Consider the following 19,752-nt stretch of genomic DNA (forward strand, 5'->3'; position numbering starts at 1 on the left):
CGCTCCTTAGTGTACAAGCAATCCTTTGCCGTGTACGTCGTGTTTTACAGTTCATATTGTAACAGTCTCTTTGTATGAATGACAAGGAATTAACGTTTTATCTCTTATAGACAGGAAACTTATATGTGCTGCCTGCCCTGATTTCGTTCGCTTTAACACCTTGATTCAGCTCCTCGAAATCTTTAATGACATCATCAAGCGGTTTGCTTGTATGTACGATGGAGAGGACCGTTTCACCTTGTTTTACAGTGACGTTCTTATATGTCTTTTTCTCAGCTGTTTGAAGGGCACTTGCTGGAACGGCTGGGTTTTCCTCAACAGGAATGGTTCCATTTTTCAAATCAAAAAAGATAATAAAGAGGACAAACAAACTGATTAGTAAAAAAAGAATTCGCCGCATTTTACTCACCGCTTTTAAGAGTTTACTTCAGTCTATGCATGTCCTGAAATGATAGAACCAAAAAGAGGAGAAAAGCTGGAAAGGATGGTTCTAGTTAGTTCTAGTATGTCTTGTAATAAAAACTTCTTGGGTCGTTGGTGTAGTAAATGAGAGCAACCTCATATGGCCATTATGATAAAATAATAAAGGGGGGGATTTTATGAAGAAGGTTAGTCAGCATATATATGTGAGAACACTAACAGAAAATGATGCAGCATCACTGTTAACATTAGAGCTTGAGAATCGCACATATTTTCAGGAATTTACACCTTTGGTCAAAGATGATTTCTTCACATTACCTCGTCAAATTGAACGGATTCAGCGGAGTAGGCAAAGAAGTGCACAAGATGAATCTTACATGCATGGTATTTTCTTAAACGAAACAGGTGCCTTAATTGGGACGATCTCATTAAGTTCTGTCGTAAGAGGTCCGATAGAAGGAGCTTGGCTCGGGTATGTACTCGATCAAAGGCAGGGCGGAAATGGATATATGACAGAAGCCATTCGTTTAATCATTGACTATGCCTTTTTTGAGTTAAATCTCCATCGTATTGAGGCTGGAGTAAAGCCGAGTAATAAGGGTTCCATTCGTGTACTTGAAAAGACAGGTTTTGAAAATGAGGGACTAAATCGTAAAAAAGTAAAGATTAATGGAGTGTGGGAGGATCACTATTTGTTTGCGATCATCCATCCAGATGAGTCCTAGCATGAACATACATAAAAAGCTCCTCCGAGCCGGAGGAGCTTTCATTGTGTAGACAAATCCTTGTTGGATGGATCATTTGCTTTTTTTTGCAGGTATTTCTTTAACAACAAGATATAAAAAGATAAAGTTAATGACCCAATTTAATAAAAATGAGTTTGCAACAGGCGTGTTTAATGCACTCATGATGGCGAAAAAGACCGTTGTTAATGTGAGTGAATAAGCGGAGAGCTTCCAAAGCATTTGGAAGGACAGCTCTTTTTGCTGCATTCGTTTAATAAATGTACCAAGCATCGCAAGGAATGTTGCGCTGATAAACATGAGAGCCGCAGTTGATAGATATAGCAGTACACAGATGACAGGGATGATAATCGCTTGGTTCTGATTTGTGACCCGGGCGAGTTCATCTTTTGTCAGCGTTCCACCAAGGAGCTGGTATGGAATATCTGTCATTTGTCCATCAATGGCAATCACTGCTTTTTCCTTTAATAAAGCGATAGCCGTTTGCTTTGATTCAAGCTCACTTGCTTTTATTTTTTCAGCAGGATCAAAGATGATCGTGATGCCGTTTTCTTCTTTTTCTATTGGTGCACTTTGATCCGCTTGAAGCTTTCCTTTTTCAATTGAAAAGTCGGGTAAATCTTTTTTGATCACATGCTGAAATCCTGACATCGCATTCGAGATCTCTTGGCTCATATGATACCCCTGAGGAACTGCTGCGATGATTGAGAGGATAAAAATGAATAAAATCGCTTTACCGATCCCTGTAAACCTTGCTTTAGCAATATCTTTTGGTGAATAAATTCCTTTTAACAATAGATTAAATACGTTCAATACCCATTCACTTCCTACATTCTTTTCTATTTCTCATATTGTATCAATGTCTATCCATCAAGTACAAGTATAGCCTTCATCACTGGTTAAGATAGAAGGAATGAGGCATAATGTATACAGCATATAAAAAGGAGGCGGCAGGGTCTTGGACGTTCTGTATTGGATACTGATTGGCTGTGCATTTATCATTGCGTTTGTTGGACTGGTTTATCCAATTATCCCGAGTGTAGTCTTTATGGTTCTCGGATTTATTCTATATGGTTTCTTTTTTAGCTTCGAGCCGCTTACACTGACGTTCTGGCTCATTCAAGCCATGTTTACTGCCGTCTTATTTGCAGCAGATTATGTCTCAAACCTGATTGGGGTAAAGCGCTTTGGCGGCAGCAAGGCAGCTATTTGGGGAAGCACCATTGGGTTATTAGCTGGTCCTTTTGTGATACCGATTGCAGGAATTATTATTGGTCCATTTCTCGGGAGTGTCATTGCAGAGCTCCTTGTTCATCAAAAAGATCTGAAGACGAGTGTGAAAGTCGGATTAGGCTCATTAATTGGATTTGTATCAGGTGTTTTTGCAAAAGGATTGATTCAAGCGCTGATGCTGGGCATCTTTTTATTTTATGTCCTTCGCTAAGCTGAAAAAGGGTGTTTAAAACTTTTTCAAAAGGGCTAAATACAAAATAAACACTGAAATGTTTCAGAACATGAGCAATAACGTTGAAACAAGCTGTTTCTTTTGATACTCTTTGAGTAGGGTGAATTGCTGACTTACAAAGGAAGCATTTCAGTACATACATTCTAAGGAGGAATTTAACCATGGCTTTTAAACTTCCAGAATTACCATATGCTTACGATGCATTAGAACCACATATCGACAAGGAAACAATGACGATTCACCACACAAAACACCACAACACATATGTAACAAACTTAAACAAAGCAATCGAAGGTGTATCAGCTCTTGAAGAACAATCAATTGAAGAGCTAGTGGCTAACTTAAACTCAGTGCCTGAAAACATTCGTACAGCTGTACGTAACAATGGCGGAGGACATGCGAACCACTCATTATTCTGGACGCTTCTTTCACCAAACGGTGGCGGCGCACCAACTGGTGAACTTGCAGATGCAATCGAAAAAGAATTAGGTGGATTTGAAAAATTCAAATCTGATTTCGCTGCAGCAGCTGCAGGACGCTTTGGTTCTGGTTGGGCATGGCTTGTTGTGAACAACGGAAAACTTGAAATCACAAGCACGCCAAACCAAGATTCTCCTTTAACTGAAGGAAAAACGCCAATTCTAGGACTAGACGTTTGGGAGCATGCTTACTACCTAAACTACCAAAACCGTCGTCCTGATTACATTTCAGCATTCTGGAATGTTGTGAACTGGGATGAAGTAGCTCGTCTTTACAGCGAAGCTAAATAAATCATTTGATTTGAAAAGACCTGCTCTTTAGAGAAGCAGGTCTTTTTATATTTTCCCTCCTTTTTTTACATATCTGCCTTTTGATGAGACAGACTATTGTGTAGAAAAGGAGAATGAATTGTATGAGCAGATTAAAGAAAATGTTCGGGGACATGGATGTTACAAGAGATTTATTGCTCCTCCTCACGATTGGCGGGTTATACGCACTTGCCATTGCGCTTTCGAATACGTTTGTAAATGTGTACTTATGGAAACAGTCCGGAAAATTCACGGATCTTGCGATTTATAACTTGGCCATTGTGGTGCTTCAGCCCATTACGTTTTTATTCGCTGGCCGGCTCGCTAAAAAAATAGACCGGGCGTTTGTCCTTCGTTTCGGTGTCATCTTTTTAGCCGCTTTTTATTTAATAGTTTTAATGGCAGGAGAACAAGCGGCCGCACGGCTAGTTTTATTGGGAAGTGTCCTTGGGATCGGCTATGGTTTTTACTGGCTTGCTTTTAACGTACTCACCTTTGAGATCACTGAGCCTGAAACAAGAGACTTCTTTAATGGGTTTCTCGGGGTGCTTACTTCAACTGCTGGCATGATCGGTCCTCTCATTGCGGGGATTGTCATTTCTCAGTTAACGGATGATACAGGCTACACAGTCATTTTCACGTTATCGCTTTTTTTGTTTTCACTAGCGGTTGTGATGAGCTTTTTCCTCAAAAGAAGGCAGTCAAAAGGCAAATTTATTATCAAACAAATTTGGAAAGAACGCCATGCAGACGAGAATTGGCGTAAGATTACAACAGCTCACTTTTTTCAAGGGCTTCGTGAAGGGGTCTTTGTCTTCTTAATCAGTGTCTTCGTGTTTATTGCAACAAATAGTGAGCTTGCTCTCGGGACATTTGGTTTAGTGAATTCAGGTGTTGCGTTTTTTACTTATTTCTTCGCTACACGTTTGATTAAGAAAAAGTGGCGGAAGAAGGCCATTATGCTTGGCGGACTGATTTTATACGGCGCCTTGTTTTTAATTGTCTTCCACTTGTCCTATGTTTCACTTCTGATGTATGCGGTAGCCATTGCAATAGGATATCCACTCCTGCTTGTTCCTTACGTATCCTTAACATATGATGTCATCGGCCATGCAAGGTATGCCAGAAAGGCCCGAATTGAATATATTGTGGTCAGAGAGCTATTTTTAAATGCCGGCCGTATTTGTTCGATTGTTTTGTTCCTGCTGTCTGTCACCTTACTAGGTGATGAGCTCGGAATCCCAGCATCTCTTGTTGTGCTCGGAGCGGGACATACCCTCATTTATTATTTTGTAAAAGATATTCATTTGAAAGAAAAAACAGCTGATATGAAAGAGGCTGACGGTCAAAAGCCAGTTTCTCACACGAACCTTATTAAGGGAGAAAGGTAAAATTTCTTACCAATGGAACATCAAATTTCTAGATAAATGATAGAAAAACCGCTAAAATGATGATGGCACCTTTTTTACATAAAAAGGGGTGCCATTTCTTTCTTGATAGAAAAGGTGATGTGATGAGAAACAAGAAAAACAAAAAAGACGCGAAGGAAGGGCGCAAAACACTTCCGATCCGGCTGAATTTATTATTTTTAGCTGCGTTTATTATTTTTACCGGCGTTGTCGTTAGACTCGGGTTTGTGCAAATTGTCAATGGAGAAGATTATAAAAAGCAGGCAGAAAAACAAGAGGATGTGAATGTCAGCTCATCTGCTCCGCGCGGAAAAATTTACGATCGAAACTACAATACGATTGTCAGCAATAAAGCGCTAAATGCCATTACATATACGAGAACCTCGACGACTTCACAAGAAGAGCGGCTCAAAGTGGCATCAAAATTAGCGGATATGATTCATGTGAGTACGAAAAAAATCACAGATCGTGACAAAAAAGATTTCTGGATCTTAACGCATCCGAATGAAGCGAAAAAGCTTGTTCAAAAGGAATCAGAATTAAAGGGTGACGATAAGGTTTCTGATGATAAACTATATCAGCTTCAGTTAAAACGCATCACAGACAAGGAATTAAATCAACTGACGAAAAAAGATTTACAAGTGCTTTCCATTAAAAGGCAGATGGATGCAGGCTATGCACTGACACCTCAATTTATTAAAAATGAAGATGTAAAGCCAAGCGAAATTGCTTACGTCTCTGAGCATTTGGACGAGCTGCCAGGTGTTGATGTGACGACAGACTGGTCACGCAGCTATCCGTATAAAGGATTGCTCCGCAGTATGCTCGGCAGTGTGTCTTCGAGTGATGAAGGTCTTCCGCAGTCACTTCTTGAGCATTATCTATCACTCGGCTACAGCCGAAATGACCGTGTAGGAAAAAGCTATCTTGAATATCAATATGAAGATGTCCTGCAGGGCCAAAAGGAAAAAGAACAAAGTACAACTGATAAACAGGGCAATGTCACAAGCTCTAAAGTGTTAACAGAAGGTAAGAGCGGGAAAGACCTTGTGCTTACAATTGATATTCAGCTGCAAAAAGCGGTTGAAAAAATTATTGAAAAGAACTTGAGAAGTGCGAAACAAAGAGGGGGAACTGAGCTTCTTGATCGCGCATTTGTTGTCATGATGGACCCAAGAAACGGAGAGGTTCTTTCTGTTGCGGGTAAGCAGATTTCTAACAAAAACGGAAAATACAAATTCGATGACTACTCATTAGGAACGATGACATCCTCATATGCGATGGGATCAGCTGTAAAAGGGGCAACTGTACTGACTGGATATAAAACAGGCGCTATTCATATTGGAAGTACCCAATACGATGAACCCCTCTATATCGCCCAGTCACCGCCAAAGAAATCCTATCAAAATATGGGACTCATTAATGATTTAACAGCACTAGAGCGTTCATCAAACGTGTATATGTTCAAAACAGCAATCGCCATTGGGAAAAGCGAATATCGTAAGAATCAGCCGCTCCCAATTGATCCTAAAGCATTTGATACGTTCCGCTACAATTTTAGTAAATTTGGCCTTGGAGTCAAAACAGGTATTGACCTGCCAAACGAAGCAACGGGCTACAGAGGAACGTCTACACAATCGGGCCTTTTACTTGACTATGCGATTGGACAGTATGATACGTTTACACCGCTGCAAATGGCGCAATATGTTTCAACCATTGCAAATGGCGGGTATCGTTTACGTCCGCAGCTTGTCAAAGAAGTGAGAGAGCCAGACCCGCAGCGCGGCATTGGAGCTGTGACGGAATCCGTCAAACCAGATGTATTGAATAAGCTAGACATGACAAGTGATGAAATCAAGCGTGTCCAGCAAGGCTTCAAGCTTGTAATGCAGAACCCAAGAGGGACAGCCTATTCAAACTTTGGCAACAAAAAGTATAATCCAGCAGGCAAAACAGGAACCGCTCAATCATTCTATGACGGTCCAATTAAAAGCAAGCGCGGTACACCGACGTATAACACAACTCTTGTAGCGTATGCGCCTGCTGATAATCCAGAAGTGGCCATTTCTGTTGTTGTGCCATGGGTGTATCAAGACTACAACCAGCGCTATCCAATTACAAATGATATTGGTGAACAAGTATTAGACAAGTACTTTGAACTGAAATCAAAACAGGAAAGCAATGATACACAGGCGAAAAACAAAAACAAAATTGAAAATGAAGCAGAAACAAATGACTAGACCTTTCATAGGTAAAAACGCTCACTTTTTGTGGGCGTTTTTTTACGTTTTCTTCAAAAATTCCGATATAAATTGACAAAATTCATAAAAAACGCCGCAATTTCTCTACAAAACTTCGACATTTACAAAACCTTAACATTCCATTTAAACGAAATTAATAAAGAACCTTTAATGTATTACTCGTAGGACAAATTATTCAGGGGGTATTCTTGAAATGAAAAAGAACAAATTATGGCTGCTTACTTTCCTTACTATCGCATTGTTAGCATTCGTCACAGCATGCGGAAATAGCAGCTCAAGCGGAGATTCAAAAGACAGTAAAGGAAATGCTTCAAACAAAGATGAGGCATCAGGTTCCATTACCATCTCAGGATCATCTGCGATGCAGCCTTTAGTTCTTGCGGCAGCAGAAAAATTCATGGATAAACATCCAAAAGCCGATATTCAAGTACAAGCCGGCGGTTCGGGAACAGGACTTTCTCAAGTTTCAGAAGGATCTGTACAGATTGGTAACTCAGATGTATTCGCTGAAGAGAAAGACGGAATCGACGCAAAAGCTTTAAAAGACCACAAAGTAGCAGTTGTTGGAATGGCCGCAGCTGTAAACCCTGAAGTGGGTGTCAAAGACATCACAAAGGACGAATTGAAAAAAATCTTCACTGGTAAAATCAAAAACTGGAAAGAGCTTGGCGGGAAAGACCAAAAAATCACGCTTGTAAACAGACCTGATTCTTCAGGAACTCGTGCAACATTTGTGAAATATGCCCTTGATGGCGCAACACCTGCAGAAGGAATCACAGAAGATTCTTCAAACACAGTGAAAAAACTGATTGCAGAAACACCAGGTGCGATTGGATACCTAGCATTCTCTTATTTAACAGATGACAAAATTACACCGCTTAGCATTGATGGTGTGAAACCGGAAGAAAGCAATGTAGAAAGCGGTAAATATACAATTTGGGCATACGAGCATTCTTATACAAAAGGTGAGCCGGAAGGTCTAGCAAAACAATTCTTAGATTACCTTATGAGTGACGAAGTACAAAAAGAAATCGTCAAAGACCAAGGCTACATCTCAGTCTCTAATATGAAAGTAGAAAGAGACGCAGCAGGCAAACAATCAGATAAGTAAGAGGTCTTGAATTGCTGATGAAGGAAAAGTGGAGCATTTCACTTTTCCTTTTATGACATTCATAGGAGTGTAGAAAAAGATGAAGCAGATAGAACATACAGAAGCGAGCGATCGACTGATCAGCTCGAAGAAAAATAGGCAAATGGATGAAGTAAGAGGAAGTATTTTGGTGAAATTCTGCGCATTCTTAATGATTGCAGTATCCATCGCCATTACCATCTTCCTTGGCATTAAGGGTTTACAATCTTTCATCGTAAATGGTGTAAGCCCAATTGAGTTCTTAACCAGTATCAATTGGAACCCAACAGCAGAAAACCCGGAGTACGGCGCATTTCCTTTTATCTTTGGATCGATTGCCGTCACGCTTCTATCGGCACTCATTGCAGCGCCGCTAGGCATCGCAGGAGCGATCTTTATGACAGAAATTGCACCTGCATGGGGCCGGAAAATTCTCCAGCCAGTCATTGAATTGCTTGTAGGGATTCCATCCGTTGTTTACGGATTCATAGGTCTTACAGTATTGGTGCCGTTTATCGGACATTTCAAATCAAGCGGCTCAGGGCATAGCGTATTAGCAGGAACAATTGTCCTGTCTATTATGATTCTGCCAACCGTTACATCCATTGCAACTGATGCAATGGCTTCCCTTCCAAAAAGCTTGCGTGAGGGATCGTATGCACTTGGTGCTACAAGATGGCAAACGATTAGACGTGTGCTTGTACCAGCAGCTCTTCCAACATTAATGACAGCGGTCGTTCTTGGGATGGCAAGAGCATTTGGAGAAGCCCTTGCCGTTCAGATGGTCATTGGAAACACGCGTAATTTACCAGAGAGCATTATGGATACAGCTGGTACATTAACAACCATAATTACGTTAAACATGGGTCACACAACGTATGGAAGTGTTGAAAACAATACACTTTGGTCAATGGGGCTTGTCCTTCTAGTTGTATCGTTTATGTTCATACTCATTATCAGATACTTGTCGTCTAGGAGGAAGATTTAATGAATAGCAAAATGACCGATCGTTTTGCCACGTTTGTTTTTGGATTATGTGCCGCCATTATTACGGCGATCCTTGTTGGTTTGTTTTCTTATATCATCTTCAACGGTGCAAAAGAATTAAATTTTGACTTTTTGACAACTCGCTCAAGTGCAATTGGCTCTGGCGGCGGCATTAGGGATCAGCTGTTTAACTCGTTTTACATTTTGTTTATTACAATGCTGATCACAGTACCGCTTGGTGTCGGCGGCGGAGTGTACATGGCTGAATATGCGCCTCAAAACAAAGTCACTGATTTTATTCGCACATGTATTGAAGTGCTGTCTTCACTTCCTTCCATTGTCATTGGTATGTTTGGTTTACTCATGTTTGTGAATTTAACAGGCTGGGGCTATACGATCATCGGAGGAGCTCTTGCGCTCACGGTGTTTAACCTGCCAGTGATGGTCAGGGTGACAGAAGACGCGCTTCGCTCTGTACCGAAGGATCAAAAGGAAGCATCACTAGCGCTTGGTGTGACGAAATGGCATACAGTGAAGACGGTCCTAATTCCAGGTGCGATTCCTTCTATTATTACCGGTGCGATTTTAGCATCAGGAAGAGTCTTCGGGGAGGCAGCAGCGCTTCTTTTCACAGCAGGCCTCACCACACCGCGTCTTGATTTTACAAACTGGAGTCCATTTTCTGATACGTCACCGCTGAATATTTTTAGACCGGCAGAAACATTAGCCGTTCATATATGGAACGTCAATACACAAGGAATCATTCCAGATGCAGAGGCCATTGCAAATGGTGCATCAGCCGTACTTGTGCTTTCAGTTTTAGTATTCAACTTAGCAGCTAGATGGCTTGGTTCATTTATTCATAAGAAGCTTACGTCAAAATAATGTGAGAGAGGTGTGAAGGGGATATGGTTCAAATGCTAGCAGAAAAAAAAGAGATTGCAGCAAAAAAGGCTCCACTTCAAGCGGAACAGATTTTACAGGTGCAGGATTTAAGCATTTATTATGGTGAAAAAAGAGCGGTCAATCACATTTCATTTGAAATTGAGAAGAACGCAATTACCGCATTAATCGGCCCATCTGGCTGCGGGAAATCAACCTTTTTACGCAGCATTAACCGCATGAACGACTTAATTCCAGGTGCGAGAAGTGAAGGGGCGATCATGTACGAAGGGCTCAATATTTTGGATGACCGCATTAATGTGGTGAATTTAAGAAGAGAAATCGGCATGGTTTTCCAAAAACCAAATCCTTTTCCTAAATCGATCTACAATAACATTACCCATGCGTTAAAGTATGCGGGTGAAAAAAGAAAATCAGTGCTTGATGATGCGGTAGAGGAAAGTTTAACAAAAGCGGCGCTGTGGGATGAAGTCAAAGATCGTCTGCACCGCTCGGCGTTGTCCTTATCCGGTGGTCAGCAGCAGCGCCTTTGTATTGCACGTACACTTGCGATGAAGCCCAGCGTTCTTTTATTAGATGAACCCGCTTCTGCCCTAGACCCGATCTCAAATGCAAAAATTGAAGAGTTATTATCAGAGTTGAAAAATGATTATTCGATCGTCATTGTGACACACAACATGCAGCAAGCGTTACGTGTATCTGATCATACGGCCTTTTTCCTTAACGGTGATCTAGTAGAATATGATGCCACTGAACGTATCTTTACACGTCCTGCGCAGCAAAAAACAGAAGACTATATCAATGGTCGATTTGGATAAGGCGGGTGGATTTTGATGAATGCAGTAGCAACTGAAACAGCCAAAAAAGAAGTGTTTCGTGTGAATGATATGAACCTTTGGTACGGACAGCATCACGCACTGAAGCATATTGATTTAGACATTAGAGAGCATGAAGTCACAGCGATTATCGGTCCGTCCGGCTGCGGAAAGTCAACATTTATAAAGACCTTAAATCTCATGGTCAAAACAGTGCCAGGTGTGAAAATTACCGGGGATATGATGTATAACGGTGACAATATTTTAAAAGGCCGTGTCGATCTAGTGGAACTGCGTAAAAACGTCGGGATGGTCTTTCAAAAAGGGAACCCATTCCCTCAGTCTATCTTTGATAATGTCGTCTACGGACCAAGAATTCACGGAGTGAAGAGCAAGCAGCAATTGAAAGAAATCGCTGAAAAAGCGCTTCGTGATGTTGCCCTTTGGGATGAAGTGAAAGATCGATTAAGTGCGCCTGCACTAGGTCTTTCCGGCGGCCAGCAGCAGCGTCTTTGTATTGCAAGAGCCATTGCCACAAGCCCAGACATCTTATTAATGGATGAACCAACATCAGCGCTTGATCCTGTCTCAACATTAAAAATTGAAGAATTGATTATGAAATTAAAAGAGAAATACACGATTGCCATTGTGACGCATAACATGCAGCAAGCGGCACGAGTATCAGATCGAACGGCCTTCTTCTTAATGGGCGAGCTTGTTGAGGTCAATGATACGAATGTGATGTTCTCTGAGCCAAATGATCAAAGAACAAATGACTATATATCTGGTCGATTTGGATAATAAAAACCCCCTGAAGGTCAGCGCCGCCAGGGGGTTTTTGTTGTTATTTTGTTAAGGCTTTGACGATTTGTTTGAACGTCATCCCTGTTTTTAAATTGAACTTGCCTGCACGAATTTCTTTATGGTAGCCGGCGTCAATCACGTAATCATTAAAATCTTTAGACGAGTTGATGATTCCGTCCTTTTCAAGCATGTCTGAAACATCACTTGTGCTCATCCCGTTTTTAATGACGAATTTGACCGATTTGCCTTTAGGCTTGTCCGATGTTTCTTTATCACTCTTAGAATCGCCGTCTTCATTTGCCTTCAGTGCTTTTTCTTTATAATCGAGAAGCTGCTGATATGTTTCACGGCTGACGGAGACTTCTTTTTTAGAGTCTAAATAGTTTTTCACGTCAGTGTCTGTTACTTTTGCTGCGAGCGTTTCTTTTGTTGTTGTATCAGCAGCCGCTTCATCTTTTCCAGTGAGGAAAAAAACGATCGCCAGAACACCAGTTGCAAGAATCATGCCTGCCGCAAACGTTTGGATGCTTTTTTTCGTCATACAAGCACCTTCTCGTTGTCTTTAATGATCATGTTGACCTCATCTACAGATACATGCTCAGCGCGCGCAATGGCCTCAGGAGACATGCCATTTTGATGCTTAGAAATGATTTGTCTTGCGATAGATGGATCAATTTCTGAATGTTTGCGGACGACGATGTTTGTTTCAAGCAATTCTTCTTCAAGAACCTTCATTTTCTTTTTCAGTTTATAGATTTCTTGCATTGCAGATAGTTGAAGTGTTTCAAGTTCCTGCTCGACTTCTTTAATCGGCTCTCTTTGAAAATATGAGAATGCGATCAGTACGATACTGACAACAAGCAATCCGATAATTGCAATTTCCATGTTTCATCACCTTTTAATTCATATTTTAATGCTGAAAGCCATAAAAGGCTTTCATGATTGTTTCAGACAGTTTTCGACCCTTCTTTTTTATACCATAAAAAAGCTAGTTTCAAAAGGAATTGCTGAAAAAATCACCTTTTTTTCATCTTTTTTCTTTTTATATGAAAAACGAGTATGAAAACCTTGCCCGCTGTCAAAATAAAAGAGGCAGTGGGGGAAAAGAGGGATTCTCATGTATACAGTACGACAAAGATTGAGGTTTTATAGGGGAGCAGAGCATTTTTCATGAAATGACCGTGCGATATGGATCAGAACGCGGACGGATTGTACTGAAACTGAAATTGGTGAAAAAACATTCTAGCATTCCTAAGCTAGAAGTGGTATTATAGTTAGGTCTGAATGTGAATTGATTTTAGTTTGGAGGGAAAAACATGCGCGTAAATATTACTCTAGCTTGCACTGAATGCGGTGAGCGTAACTATATTACTAAAAAGAATAAGCGAAACAATCCAGATCGCGTTGAATTCAAAAAGTATTGCTCACGTGATAAAAAACAAACTTTACATCGTGAAACAAAGTAAGCAGCAGGGAATTTTCCTGCTGTTTTTTTATGATGGGAGATGATCTGTGTGAAAAAAGAGCTTCGCCTTCAAACATTAGCCAAGCTGGATCAGATGAGTGCTGAGGAATTCAAGCGAAGCACCGCTTTACTTCATGAGCACTTGTTTCAACTGCCAACATGGAAACAAGCGAATACGATTGCACTCACCATGTCTAGAGGAAAAGAGGTACCGACAATGCCTCTAATTGAAAAAGCATGGCAGGAGGGGAAAACAGTATGTGTACCCACCTGTTTTCCGGAAACAAAAGAGATGACGTTTTATGAATATACACCGGAGACGAAAATGATATCCCGCTACTTTGGGTTATCAGAGCCAGACCCTAATGCGTCGGCCGCTGTACATAAAGAATCAATCGATTTGATCATTGTGCCTGGGGTGTGCTTCGATCGACAAGGCTATCGTATCGGATATGGGGGCGGCTATTATGACCGCTACTTAGCGGATCATCACGGCGAAACGCTTGCCCTTTGTTTGACAGTACAGCAAACCGAGCATATTCCGGCTGAAACGCACGACATCCCGGTCTCAATCATGATCAGTGAGAAAGGTACCTTATATCAAAAATAAAAGTCCGCTGCTTATACGTAAGAACGGGCTTTTTGCGTTGAGCGAAGGTGCTTGCTTGTAATCAAAAGTCAAATGAACGATAGCGATCAACATTCTTCATTAAAAGGCACTTTAGCTGACGGGGGGATATGTTTTGAAAAAATTTCGCGGAAAGAAAAGATACTTCCGTCATATGTGGGAGGAAGTGAATACTTGTGACTTAAAACTTGATCATGATTCATGGTTTTATTTTTGGCATACGCACCTTGATTTTTTTGGAGTCGGGGAAAATAGCTTAAAAATAAGAAGAGAGCATATCAAAGCTCATATCGCTTTATATTATAGGCTGCTAAAACAGCTTGAAGGGTTTGAAAAGCCATACCAAACTTGGATTTGTATTCACGAACATGACCCTGGTTTAGACGCTGTATATGTTCATACACCAAATCCATACGACAGTTACTTCCCGCACAAGATGGAAGAGTTAGAGCGGAATTGTAAGCTGCCTCATACTTTCAAGGATTTAATCGATCTTCATCCATTTGACGTTTCTTATGATCAATCAGAGTGCGGAGAGGTCTATTATATTCAATCAAAAGAACAAGGGATTAGATTGTGAAGGCCTGCTTATGAAAGGAACCTTTTAAGCGATAAAAACGATGGTTCATGCATAAACAAATCCTATTTAAGCCACGATACGAACATAGGAGGGAATATGATGAATAAAATGATTTGGAGCATTGTGTTCACACTGTTTGCATTCGTTCTCGTGCAAAATCGTTATCGGCTCATGAATTTGATTTTAGGCCAAAATCAAGTACGTCACTTTTTAATTAAATGGCTGATGAAAATCCCATATTTTCGGACGAAATTTATTCGCCAAGCATTCTAATCCCGCAAAAGCCGGGATTTTTTTGTTTAGAAATGCGGATCAGAACGATTCTTGCTATAATAATGTAAAAAATGGAGCGCGAATGTATGAATGTCATAGATAGTCTATTTTGGCGAGTTGTTGATGAATTAAGACAAAAAGGATACGAGATGATTCAAAGTCCGTACCCAGAAAATGAAATTTTTTTTGAAGCACCACGAAACTCAGGTTATGATCTCATCCGTCTATATAGAAAAGATGTGAATTTCAGGCAAGAGATCGTTCGAGATATTGAGGAGCAAACATATCGGATCAATCAGCTCAGAGAAGCTATGCGCAAACGATCTCTTCATCTTTTACAGCTGCAATTTACAACTGATGTTCCAGTAGATGATTGGGAAGACCTAAACGGTCAGCCGCAAAAAGAGAATAAGGTGACAGTTACTCCTGTGTTACTCAATGCAGACATGCTTCAAAACGATGTAAACGAACTGCAAAAATGGCTGAATACATCTCTTGCAGTTGATGTAGAAGAAGCGAAGCGAGACACAGCTGAGGATGCAATGCAGCTTAAAATGAACGTGCTTCAGGCATTTGATGATCAGGAAAAGCAGCGTGAACGAGAATTGGCCGTTTTTCAAAATGGCAGACCCTTTTTCACCTACTTGCTGATCGCTGTTCAAGTGGTGATGTTTCTTTTACTTGAGCTGTCAGGCGGAAGTACCAATACCGCAACTTTAACAGCATTTGGTGCTAAAAATAATGTGCTGATCTTAGATGGTGAATGGTGGCGCCTGATTACACCAATGTTTTTACATATTGGCTTGACGCACTTACTCTTTAATACTTTTGCTCTTTGGTCCGTCGGAGCGGCTGTTGAGAGAATTTATGGGTCGGGAAGATTTTTGCTCATCTATTTGATTTCCGGCATTTTTGGCTCCATTGCGAGCTTTGTGTTTAATACGGCAATTGCAGCCGGCGCATCAGGCGCGATCTTTGGCTGTTTAGGTGCACTGTTATATTTAGCCATCTCAAACCGAAAGCTTTTCTTTCGGACGATGGGGACAAATATTATTGTCATTATCCTCATCAACCTAGGAATAGGCTTCACTGTATCAGGTATTGATAATGCAGGGCATCTTGGCGGTCTGGTTGGCGGTTTTTTCACGGCATTAGCTGTCCGTCTGCCTAAACAAGTGCAGCCTGTCAAAATGCTTCTTGCGAGTGCTGCTTTGCTCTTTATTGGCGGTTTTGGATTGTATACAGGTTTTCATTCTGACGATCAAAAGGAAGCAGCGGCAGCAAGTGAGGCAGCGAGTTTATTTGATGAGAAAAAATATAGCGAAGCAAGTGAACAACTAGAGGAATATGTGCACGATAAAGATGCATCAGCTGAGGCACTTCATATCTATGCACTATCGGAAGCGCAGCAGGGCCGCCTTGATAAAGCTATTCAATTTTTGCAAAAGTCTCTTGAAAAAGATCCAGATGATCCAAATAAACTGTATCATTTATCGTTGTTATTCGTAGAAAAAGGAGAGACAGCGAAGGCAGAGGATCTATTAGAGAAAGCGTTAAAACAAGATCCTCAAAATGATCAATTTTTAAAGTTGAAACAATATATCGAAAATAGTCAAACACGATGAATGACTTGACTGAAAGCGCATTTATGAATACGCTTATCCTATCTGTTGATGAGAAGAAATGGTGGAAACAATGAAAACGTTATATGATGTACAGCAGCTGCTCATGAGATTTGGAAATTATGTGTATTTCGGAGATCGTGAAGTAGAATTAGAATTTATGGCAGACGAATTGAAGGAAATGTATACATCGGGCATTATTGACCGGATCGAATGGTCAAACGCAATGACCATTCTTCAAATGGAACTAGCCAAATTAAATCGAAAAACAATGTGAAGGTGGAGGGCATATGACAGGGGATTGGTTTGTAGGTATTGATCTTGGCGGTACGACAATTAAGCTTGCGTTCATTAATCTATATGGTGAAATTCAGCATAAGTGGGAGATTCCTACGGATAAATCCGGGCAGACGATCACAGTCGATATTGCCAAATCAATTGACCACAAACTGGTTGAGATCAGTATGCCAAAATCAGCACTTATTGGGATCGGAATGGGTGCACCTGGACCTGTAGATAAAGTATCTGGAATCGTCTATAAAACAACGAATCTGGGCTGGACAAACTATCCGTTGAAAGATCATCTAGAGGCAGAGACAGGACTTCCATCTGTCATTGAAAATGATGCGAATATTGCTGCACTCGGTGAAATGTGGAAGGGTGCAGGAGATGGCGCAAAAAATATCCTAATGGTTACACTTGGAACGGGGGTTGGCGGCGGCATCATCGTAAACGGTGAAGTTGTTCAAGGAGAGACAGGTGCTGGCGGAGAAATTGGCCATATTTGTGCTGTTCCATTTCAAGGAGCACCTTGTAACTGCGGAAGAACAGGCTGTATTGAAACGATCGCATCTGCAACTGGCATCGTCCGGCTTGCAAAGGATAAATTAGAAACCGAGCAGCATACATCTTCACTCGGCACGCTCGCTTCGCTATCGGCAAAGAATGTATTTGAAGCGGCAGAAAATGGAGATGATCTTGCAATGCGTGTCGTAGAAGAAGTGACGACACATCTTGGACTTGTCCTAGCGAATCTTGCTAGTGCTTTAAACCCAACAAAAATTGTAATTGGCGGCGGTGTTTCAAAAGCAGGTGAGCTTCTTCGCAGTAAAGTAGAGCGCGTTGTGAAACAACATGCTTTCCCGCCTTGCGCAGATGATGTTGAAGTGGTGATTGCATCGCTCGGAAACGATGCGGGTGTTATCGGCGGTGCATGGATGGCAAAAACCAAATGGCAGTCTTGAACAAAAAAGTCATAATGATGTCATTTTTATTAAAAAAAGCGATAGATAGGCATGAAATTGGATGTTTAGCATATTCATAAGTTTGTCATGAGGAAAAAGACATTGATTTTCCATCATATACAGGATAAGATATACTTTAGTTATTTTTCTAGAAGCACCAATAATTAGGGTATATCTAGAGCCTGGGTGCGCGCTTAGCATAAGGAGGTCACAATGCGAAAGAATAGATTAAAGGCGATTTCATTTTTACTGATTGCGACATTGCTGATGTGGGTCAAAACCTATGTTATCTATAAATCTAGCTTCAATATTAAAATTGAAAATTTCATGCAGGAGTTTATCCTGTTTATTAATCCGCTTAGTTTTCTTTTGTTTATCTTCGGTATCGGTTTATTTTTCAAAGAAAAAAATCGCAATCGATATATCATCGTGACAAGCTTTATCCTGACATTCATTTTGTTAGCCAACATTGTGTTTTATCGATTCTATAGTGATTTTCTAACCATCCCCGTCCTATTTCAAACAAACAATATGGGTGACCTCGGGTCAAGTATTACCTCTTTAATTGAACCAGTCGATTTACTGATGTTCGTTGATATCATCATTTTAATTTGGCTTTATAAAAAACAGCCTTCCTTTAGAACAGATGTCACCATTTCACGAAAAGAACGAGCGGCATATTACTTATTTGTGGCAGCTACATTTTTCTTTAACCTTGGTTTAGCTGAAACAGAAAGACCAGAACTGCTTACTCGCTCATTTGACCGTGAGATGCTGGTGAAAAATATCAGCTTATATAACTTCCATATTTATGATGGGGTATTGCAATCGAAGCAGTCCGCCCAACGAGCTCTTGCTGACAGTAATAGCTTAACTGAAATTGAAAACTATGTAAGCGCAAATCAAACGGACCGTAATGAAAAGACATTTGGTCAAGCAAAAGGACGAAATGTCATTCTTGTATCACTTGAGTCTACACAGAGTTTCGTGATCAATGAAAAATTAAACGGGAAAGAAATTACTCCGTTTTTAAACAAATTGATCAAGAAGAGTTATAACTTTACTAATTTTTACCACCAAACAGGTCAAGGGAAAACATCTGACTCAGAGTTTATTGTAGATAATTCTCTTTATCCACTTGGAAGAGGGGCTGTGTTCTTCACAAATCCAAGCAATGAGTTTACAGCGACACCTGAGCTGTTAAAGGATGAGGGCTACCATTCTTCTGTTATTCATGCGAATAACAAAAGTTTCTGGAACCGCGACCTTATCTACGATAGCTTTGGCTACGACAAGTTCTTTGATATTAAATCATTTGATGTGAATGAAGAAAACTCAGTTGGCTGGGGACTGAAAGATGGTCCATTCTTTGAGCAGTCCGCTGAATTAATGAAATCGATCCCGCAGCCTTTCTATACAAGATTGATTACATTAACGAACCATTTCCCTTTTGATTTAGATGAAGAAGATAAGCTCATTGATGAATATGATTCAAAGAGTAAAACGCTGAACAAGTACTTCCCTACAGTGCGTTATCAAGATGAAGCTCTTAAGCTTTTCTTTAAAAAGATGAAGGAAGCTGGGTTATACGATAACTCTATTTTTGTTTTGTATGGGGATCACTACGGAATTTCTGAAAACCATAACGAAGCCATGGGACAATTCTTAAATAAAGAGATTACGCCATTTGAAGAAGTGCAGCTTCAAAAAGTCCCGTTTGTTGTACACATTCCAGGGGTGACAGATCAACATCCAAAAGAAATTGATACGGTAGGCGGTCAGGTCGATATCCGTCCAACTGTACTCAATCTTCTAGGAATTGATACAAGTAAACAAATTCAATTTGGTCATGACCTTTTATCGAAAGATACGAATGACTTTACAGTACTCCGTGACGGAAGCTTTATTACGAAGGACAGCATTTTTACAGATGGTGTTTGCTACAATAAAGAAACGGGCGAGCCAGCAGATGATAAAAACGTGTGTCAGTCTTATGAAGAGAAGGCGAAGCAGGAGCTTCAATTCTCTGATCAAATCATTTACGGGGATCTCCTTAGATTTTATGAGCGAAACAGCCCGGACCATTCACCATCCAAAAAAGAAGGTGAAACGGAGCTGAAAAAGGCGTCCTAACAGATGAGAAAACCTCTGCTATTTTAGAAGCAGAGGTTTTCTTTTTTTGCCTCCCGGCTCATATAGTATGAGAGGAGGGATGT

At 40.6% G+C, this 19,752-nt stretch carries 22 protein-coding genes; 18 read left to right on the plus strand and 4 right to left on the minus strand.

Features of this window, described 5'->3' with window-relative positions:
- Nucleotides 1-97: 97 nt before the first annotated feature.
- Complete coding sequence (locus tag NSS92_RS02895) at nt 98-400, minus strand: hypothetical protein (RefSeq protein WP_039180007.1); 303 nt, start codon at nt 398-400, stop codon at nt 98-100.
- Between the two features lie 199 nt (nt 401-599).
- Between NSS92_RS02895 and NSS92_RS02900 the strand changes: the two genes are divergently transcribed.
- Nucleotides 600-1,145, plus strand: a complete 546-nt coding sequence (locus tag NSS92_RS02900; RefSeq protein WP_340866875.1) for a GNAT family N-acetyltransferase — start codon at nt 600-602, stop codon at nt 1,143-1,145.
- Between the two features lie 72 nt (nt 1,146-1,217).
- On the opposite strand, the gene NSS92_RS02905 is transcribed toward NSS92_RS02900, so the two are convergent.
- Nucleotides 1,218-1,976, minus strand: coding sequence for a DUF1189 domain-containing protein (locus tag NSS92_RS02905; RefSeq protein ID WP_041117993.1), 759 nt, complete (start codon nt 1,974-1,976; stop codon nt 1,218-1,220).
- 145 nt (nt 1,977-2,121) lie between these two features.
- On the opposite strand from NSS92_RS02905, the gene NSS92_RS02910 reads away from it, so the two are divergent.
- From NSS92_RS02910 to pstB (NSS92_RS02950), 9 genes are all read left to right on the plus strand, one after another.
- On the plus strand, nt 2,122-2,607 hold the full coding sequence (locus NSS92_RS02910) for a DUF456 domain-containing protein (RefSeq protein WP_039180001.1): 486 nt from the start codon (nt 2,122-2,124) through the stop codon (nt 2,605-2,607).
- 182 nt (nt 2,608-2,789) lie between these two features.
- Nucleotides 2,790-3,398 (plus strand): superoxide dismutase SodA, encoded by a 609-nt coding sequence (sodA, locus tag NSS92_RS02915; RefSeq protein WP_126741035.1) that lies wholly within the window; start codon nt 2,790-2,792, stop codon nt 3,396-3,398.
- 122 nt (nt 3,399-3,520) lie between these two features.
- Nucleotides 3,521-4,807 carry an MFS transporter gene (locus NSS92_RS02920; protein WP_340866876.1) on the plus strand — a complete coding sequence of 429 codons (1,287 nt, stop codon included), beginning with the start codon at nt 3,521-3,523 and terminating at the stop codon, nt 4,805-4,807.
- 122 nt (nt 4,808-4,929) lie between these two features.
- Nucleotides 4,930-7,065 (plus strand): peptidoglycan D,D-transpeptidase FtsI family protein, encoded by a 2,136-nt coding sequence (locus NSS92_RS02925; protein ID WP_324290889.1) that lies wholly within the window; start codon nt 4,930-4,932, stop codon nt 7,063-7,065.
- Nucleotides 7,066-7,279: 214 nt separating this feature from the next.
- Nucleotides 7,280-8,197 carry a phosphate ABC transporter substrate-binding protein gene (locus NSS92_RS02930; RefSeq protein ID WP_047202306.1) on the plus strand — a complete coding sequence of 306 codons (918 nt, stop codon included), beginning with the start codon at nt 7,280-7,282 and terminating at the stop codon, nt 8,195-8,197.
- A 79-nt stretch (nt 8,198-8,276) separates the two neighbouring features.
- Nucleotides 8,277-9,203, plus strand: coding sequence for a phosphate ABC transporter permease subunit PstC (gene pstC / locus NSS92_RS02935; protein ID WP_024422994.1), 927 nt, complete (start codon nt 8,277-8,279; stop codon nt 9,201-9,203).
- Complete coding sequence (gene pstA, locus NSS92_RS02940; protein WP_025092964.1) at nt 9,203-10,087, plus strand: phosphate ABC transporter permease PstA; 885 nt, start codon at nt 9,203-9,205, stop codon at nt 10,085-10,087. Before pstC ends, pstA begins: the two co-directional genes overlap by 1 nt.
- Before the next feature lie 23 nt (nt 10,088-10,110).
- Complete coding sequence (pstB, locus tag NSS92_RS02945) at nt 10,111-10,923, plus strand: phosphate ABC transporter ATP-binding protein PstB (RefSeq protein ID WP_034280171.1); 813 nt, start codon at nt 10,111-10,113, stop codon at nt 10,921-10,923.
- A gap of 15 nt (nt 10,924-10,938) precedes the next feature.
- Nucleotides 10,939-11,721: a phosphate ABC transporter ATP-binding protein PstB gene (gene pstB, locus NSS92_RS02950; RefSeq protein ID WP_041106885.1), complete on the plus strand. Its 783-nt coding sequence runs from the start codon at nt 10,939-10,941 to the stop codon at nt 11,719-11,721.
- Nucleotides 11,722-11,764: 43 nt separating this feature from the next.
- On the opposite strand, the gene NSS92_RS02955 is transcribed toward pstB (NSS92_RS02950), so the two are convergent.
- Nucleotides 11,765-12,265 (minus strand): endolytic transglycosylase MltG, encoded by a 501-nt coding sequence (locus tag NSS92_RS02955; RefSeq protein WP_340866877.1) that lies wholly within the window; start codon nt 12,263-12,265, stop codon nt 11,765-11,767.
- Entirely contained in the window at nt 12,262-12,609 is a 348-nt protein-coding gene (locus NSS92_RS02960; protein WP_024422989.1) for a hypothetical protein, read from the minus strand. The genes NSS92_RS02955 and NSS92_RS02960 overlap by 4 nt, the downstream gene beginning before the upstream one ends.
- A gap of 431 nt (nt 12,610-13,040) precedes the next feature.
- Between NSS92_RS02960 and rpmG the strand changes: the two genes are divergently transcribed.
- The 8 genes from rpmG (at nt 13,041) to NSS92_RS03000 (ending at nt 19,669) form a co-directional block, all read left to right on the plus strand.
- The gene (gene rpmG / locus NSS92_RS02965; RefSeq protein ID WP_008360061.1) at nt 13,041-13,190 is read left to right on the plus strand and encodes a 50S ribosomal protein L33; all 150 of its coding nucleotides are present in this window, start codon (nt 13,041-13,043) and stop codon (nt 13,188-13,190) included.
- 48 nt (nt 13,191-13,238) lie between these two features.
- The gene (locus tag NSS92_RS02970) at nt 13,239-13,799 is read left to right on the plus strand and encodes a 5-formyltetrahydrofolate cyclo-ligase (RefSeq protein ID WP_340866878.1); all 561 of its coding nucleotides are present in this window, start codon (nt 13,239-13,241) and stop codon (nt 13,797-13,799) included.
- Between the two features lie 133 nt (nt 13,800-13,932).
- Nucleotides 13,933-14,397 carry a hypothetical protein gene (locus NSS92_RS02975; RefSeq protein ID WP_340866879.1) on the plus strand — a complete coding sequence of 155 codons (465 nt, stop codon included), beginning with the start codon at nt 13,933-13,935 and terminating at the stop codon, nt 14,395-14,397.
- A 99-nt stretch (nt 14,398-14,496) separates the two neighbouring features.
- The gene (locus NSS92_RS02980) at nt 14,497-14,670 is read left to right on the plus strand and encodes a hypothetical protein (RefSeq protein WP_162473402.1); all 174 of its coding nucleotides are present in this window, start codon (nt 14,497-14,499) and stop codon (nt 14,668-14,670) included.
- Between the two features lie 86 nt (nt 14,671-14,756).
- The gene (locus NSS92_RS02985) at nt 14,757-16,295 is read left to right on the plus strand and encodes a rhomboid family intramembrane serine protease (RefSeq protein WP_340866880.1); all 1,539 of its coding nucleotides are present in this window, start codon (nt 14,757-14,759) and stop codon (nt 16,293-16,295) included.
- 70 nt (nt 16,296-16,365) lie between these two features.
- Nucleotides 16,366-16,569, plus strand: a complete 204-nt coding sequence (locus tag NSS92_RS02990; protein ID WP_267587320.1) for a YqgQ family protein — start codon at nt 16,366-16,368, stop codon at nt 16,567-16,569.
- Between the two features lie 13 nt (nt 16,570-16,582).
- Nucleotides 16,583-17,536 carry an ROK family glucokinase gene (locus NSS92_RS02995; RefSeq protein ID WP_267587321.1) on the plus strand — a complete coding sequence of 318 codons (954 nt, stop codon included), beginning with the start codon at nt 16,583-16,585 and terminating at the stop codon, nt 17,534-17,536.
- A gap of 213 nt (nt 17,537-17,749) precedes the next feature.
- Complete coding sequence (locus NSS92_RS03000; RefSeq protein ID WP_267587322.1) at nt 17,750-19,669, plus strand: LTA synthase family protein; 1,920 nt, start codon at nt 17,750-17,752, stop codon at nt 19,667-19,669.
- Nucleotides 19,670-19,752 lie beyond the last annotated feature (83 nt).

Origin of the sequence: Bacillus sp. FSL M8-0166, from assembly GCF_038008825.1 — a bacterium.
Classification (GTDB): Bacteria; Bacillota; Bacilli; order Bacillales; family Bacillaceae; genus Bacillus; species Bacillus safensis.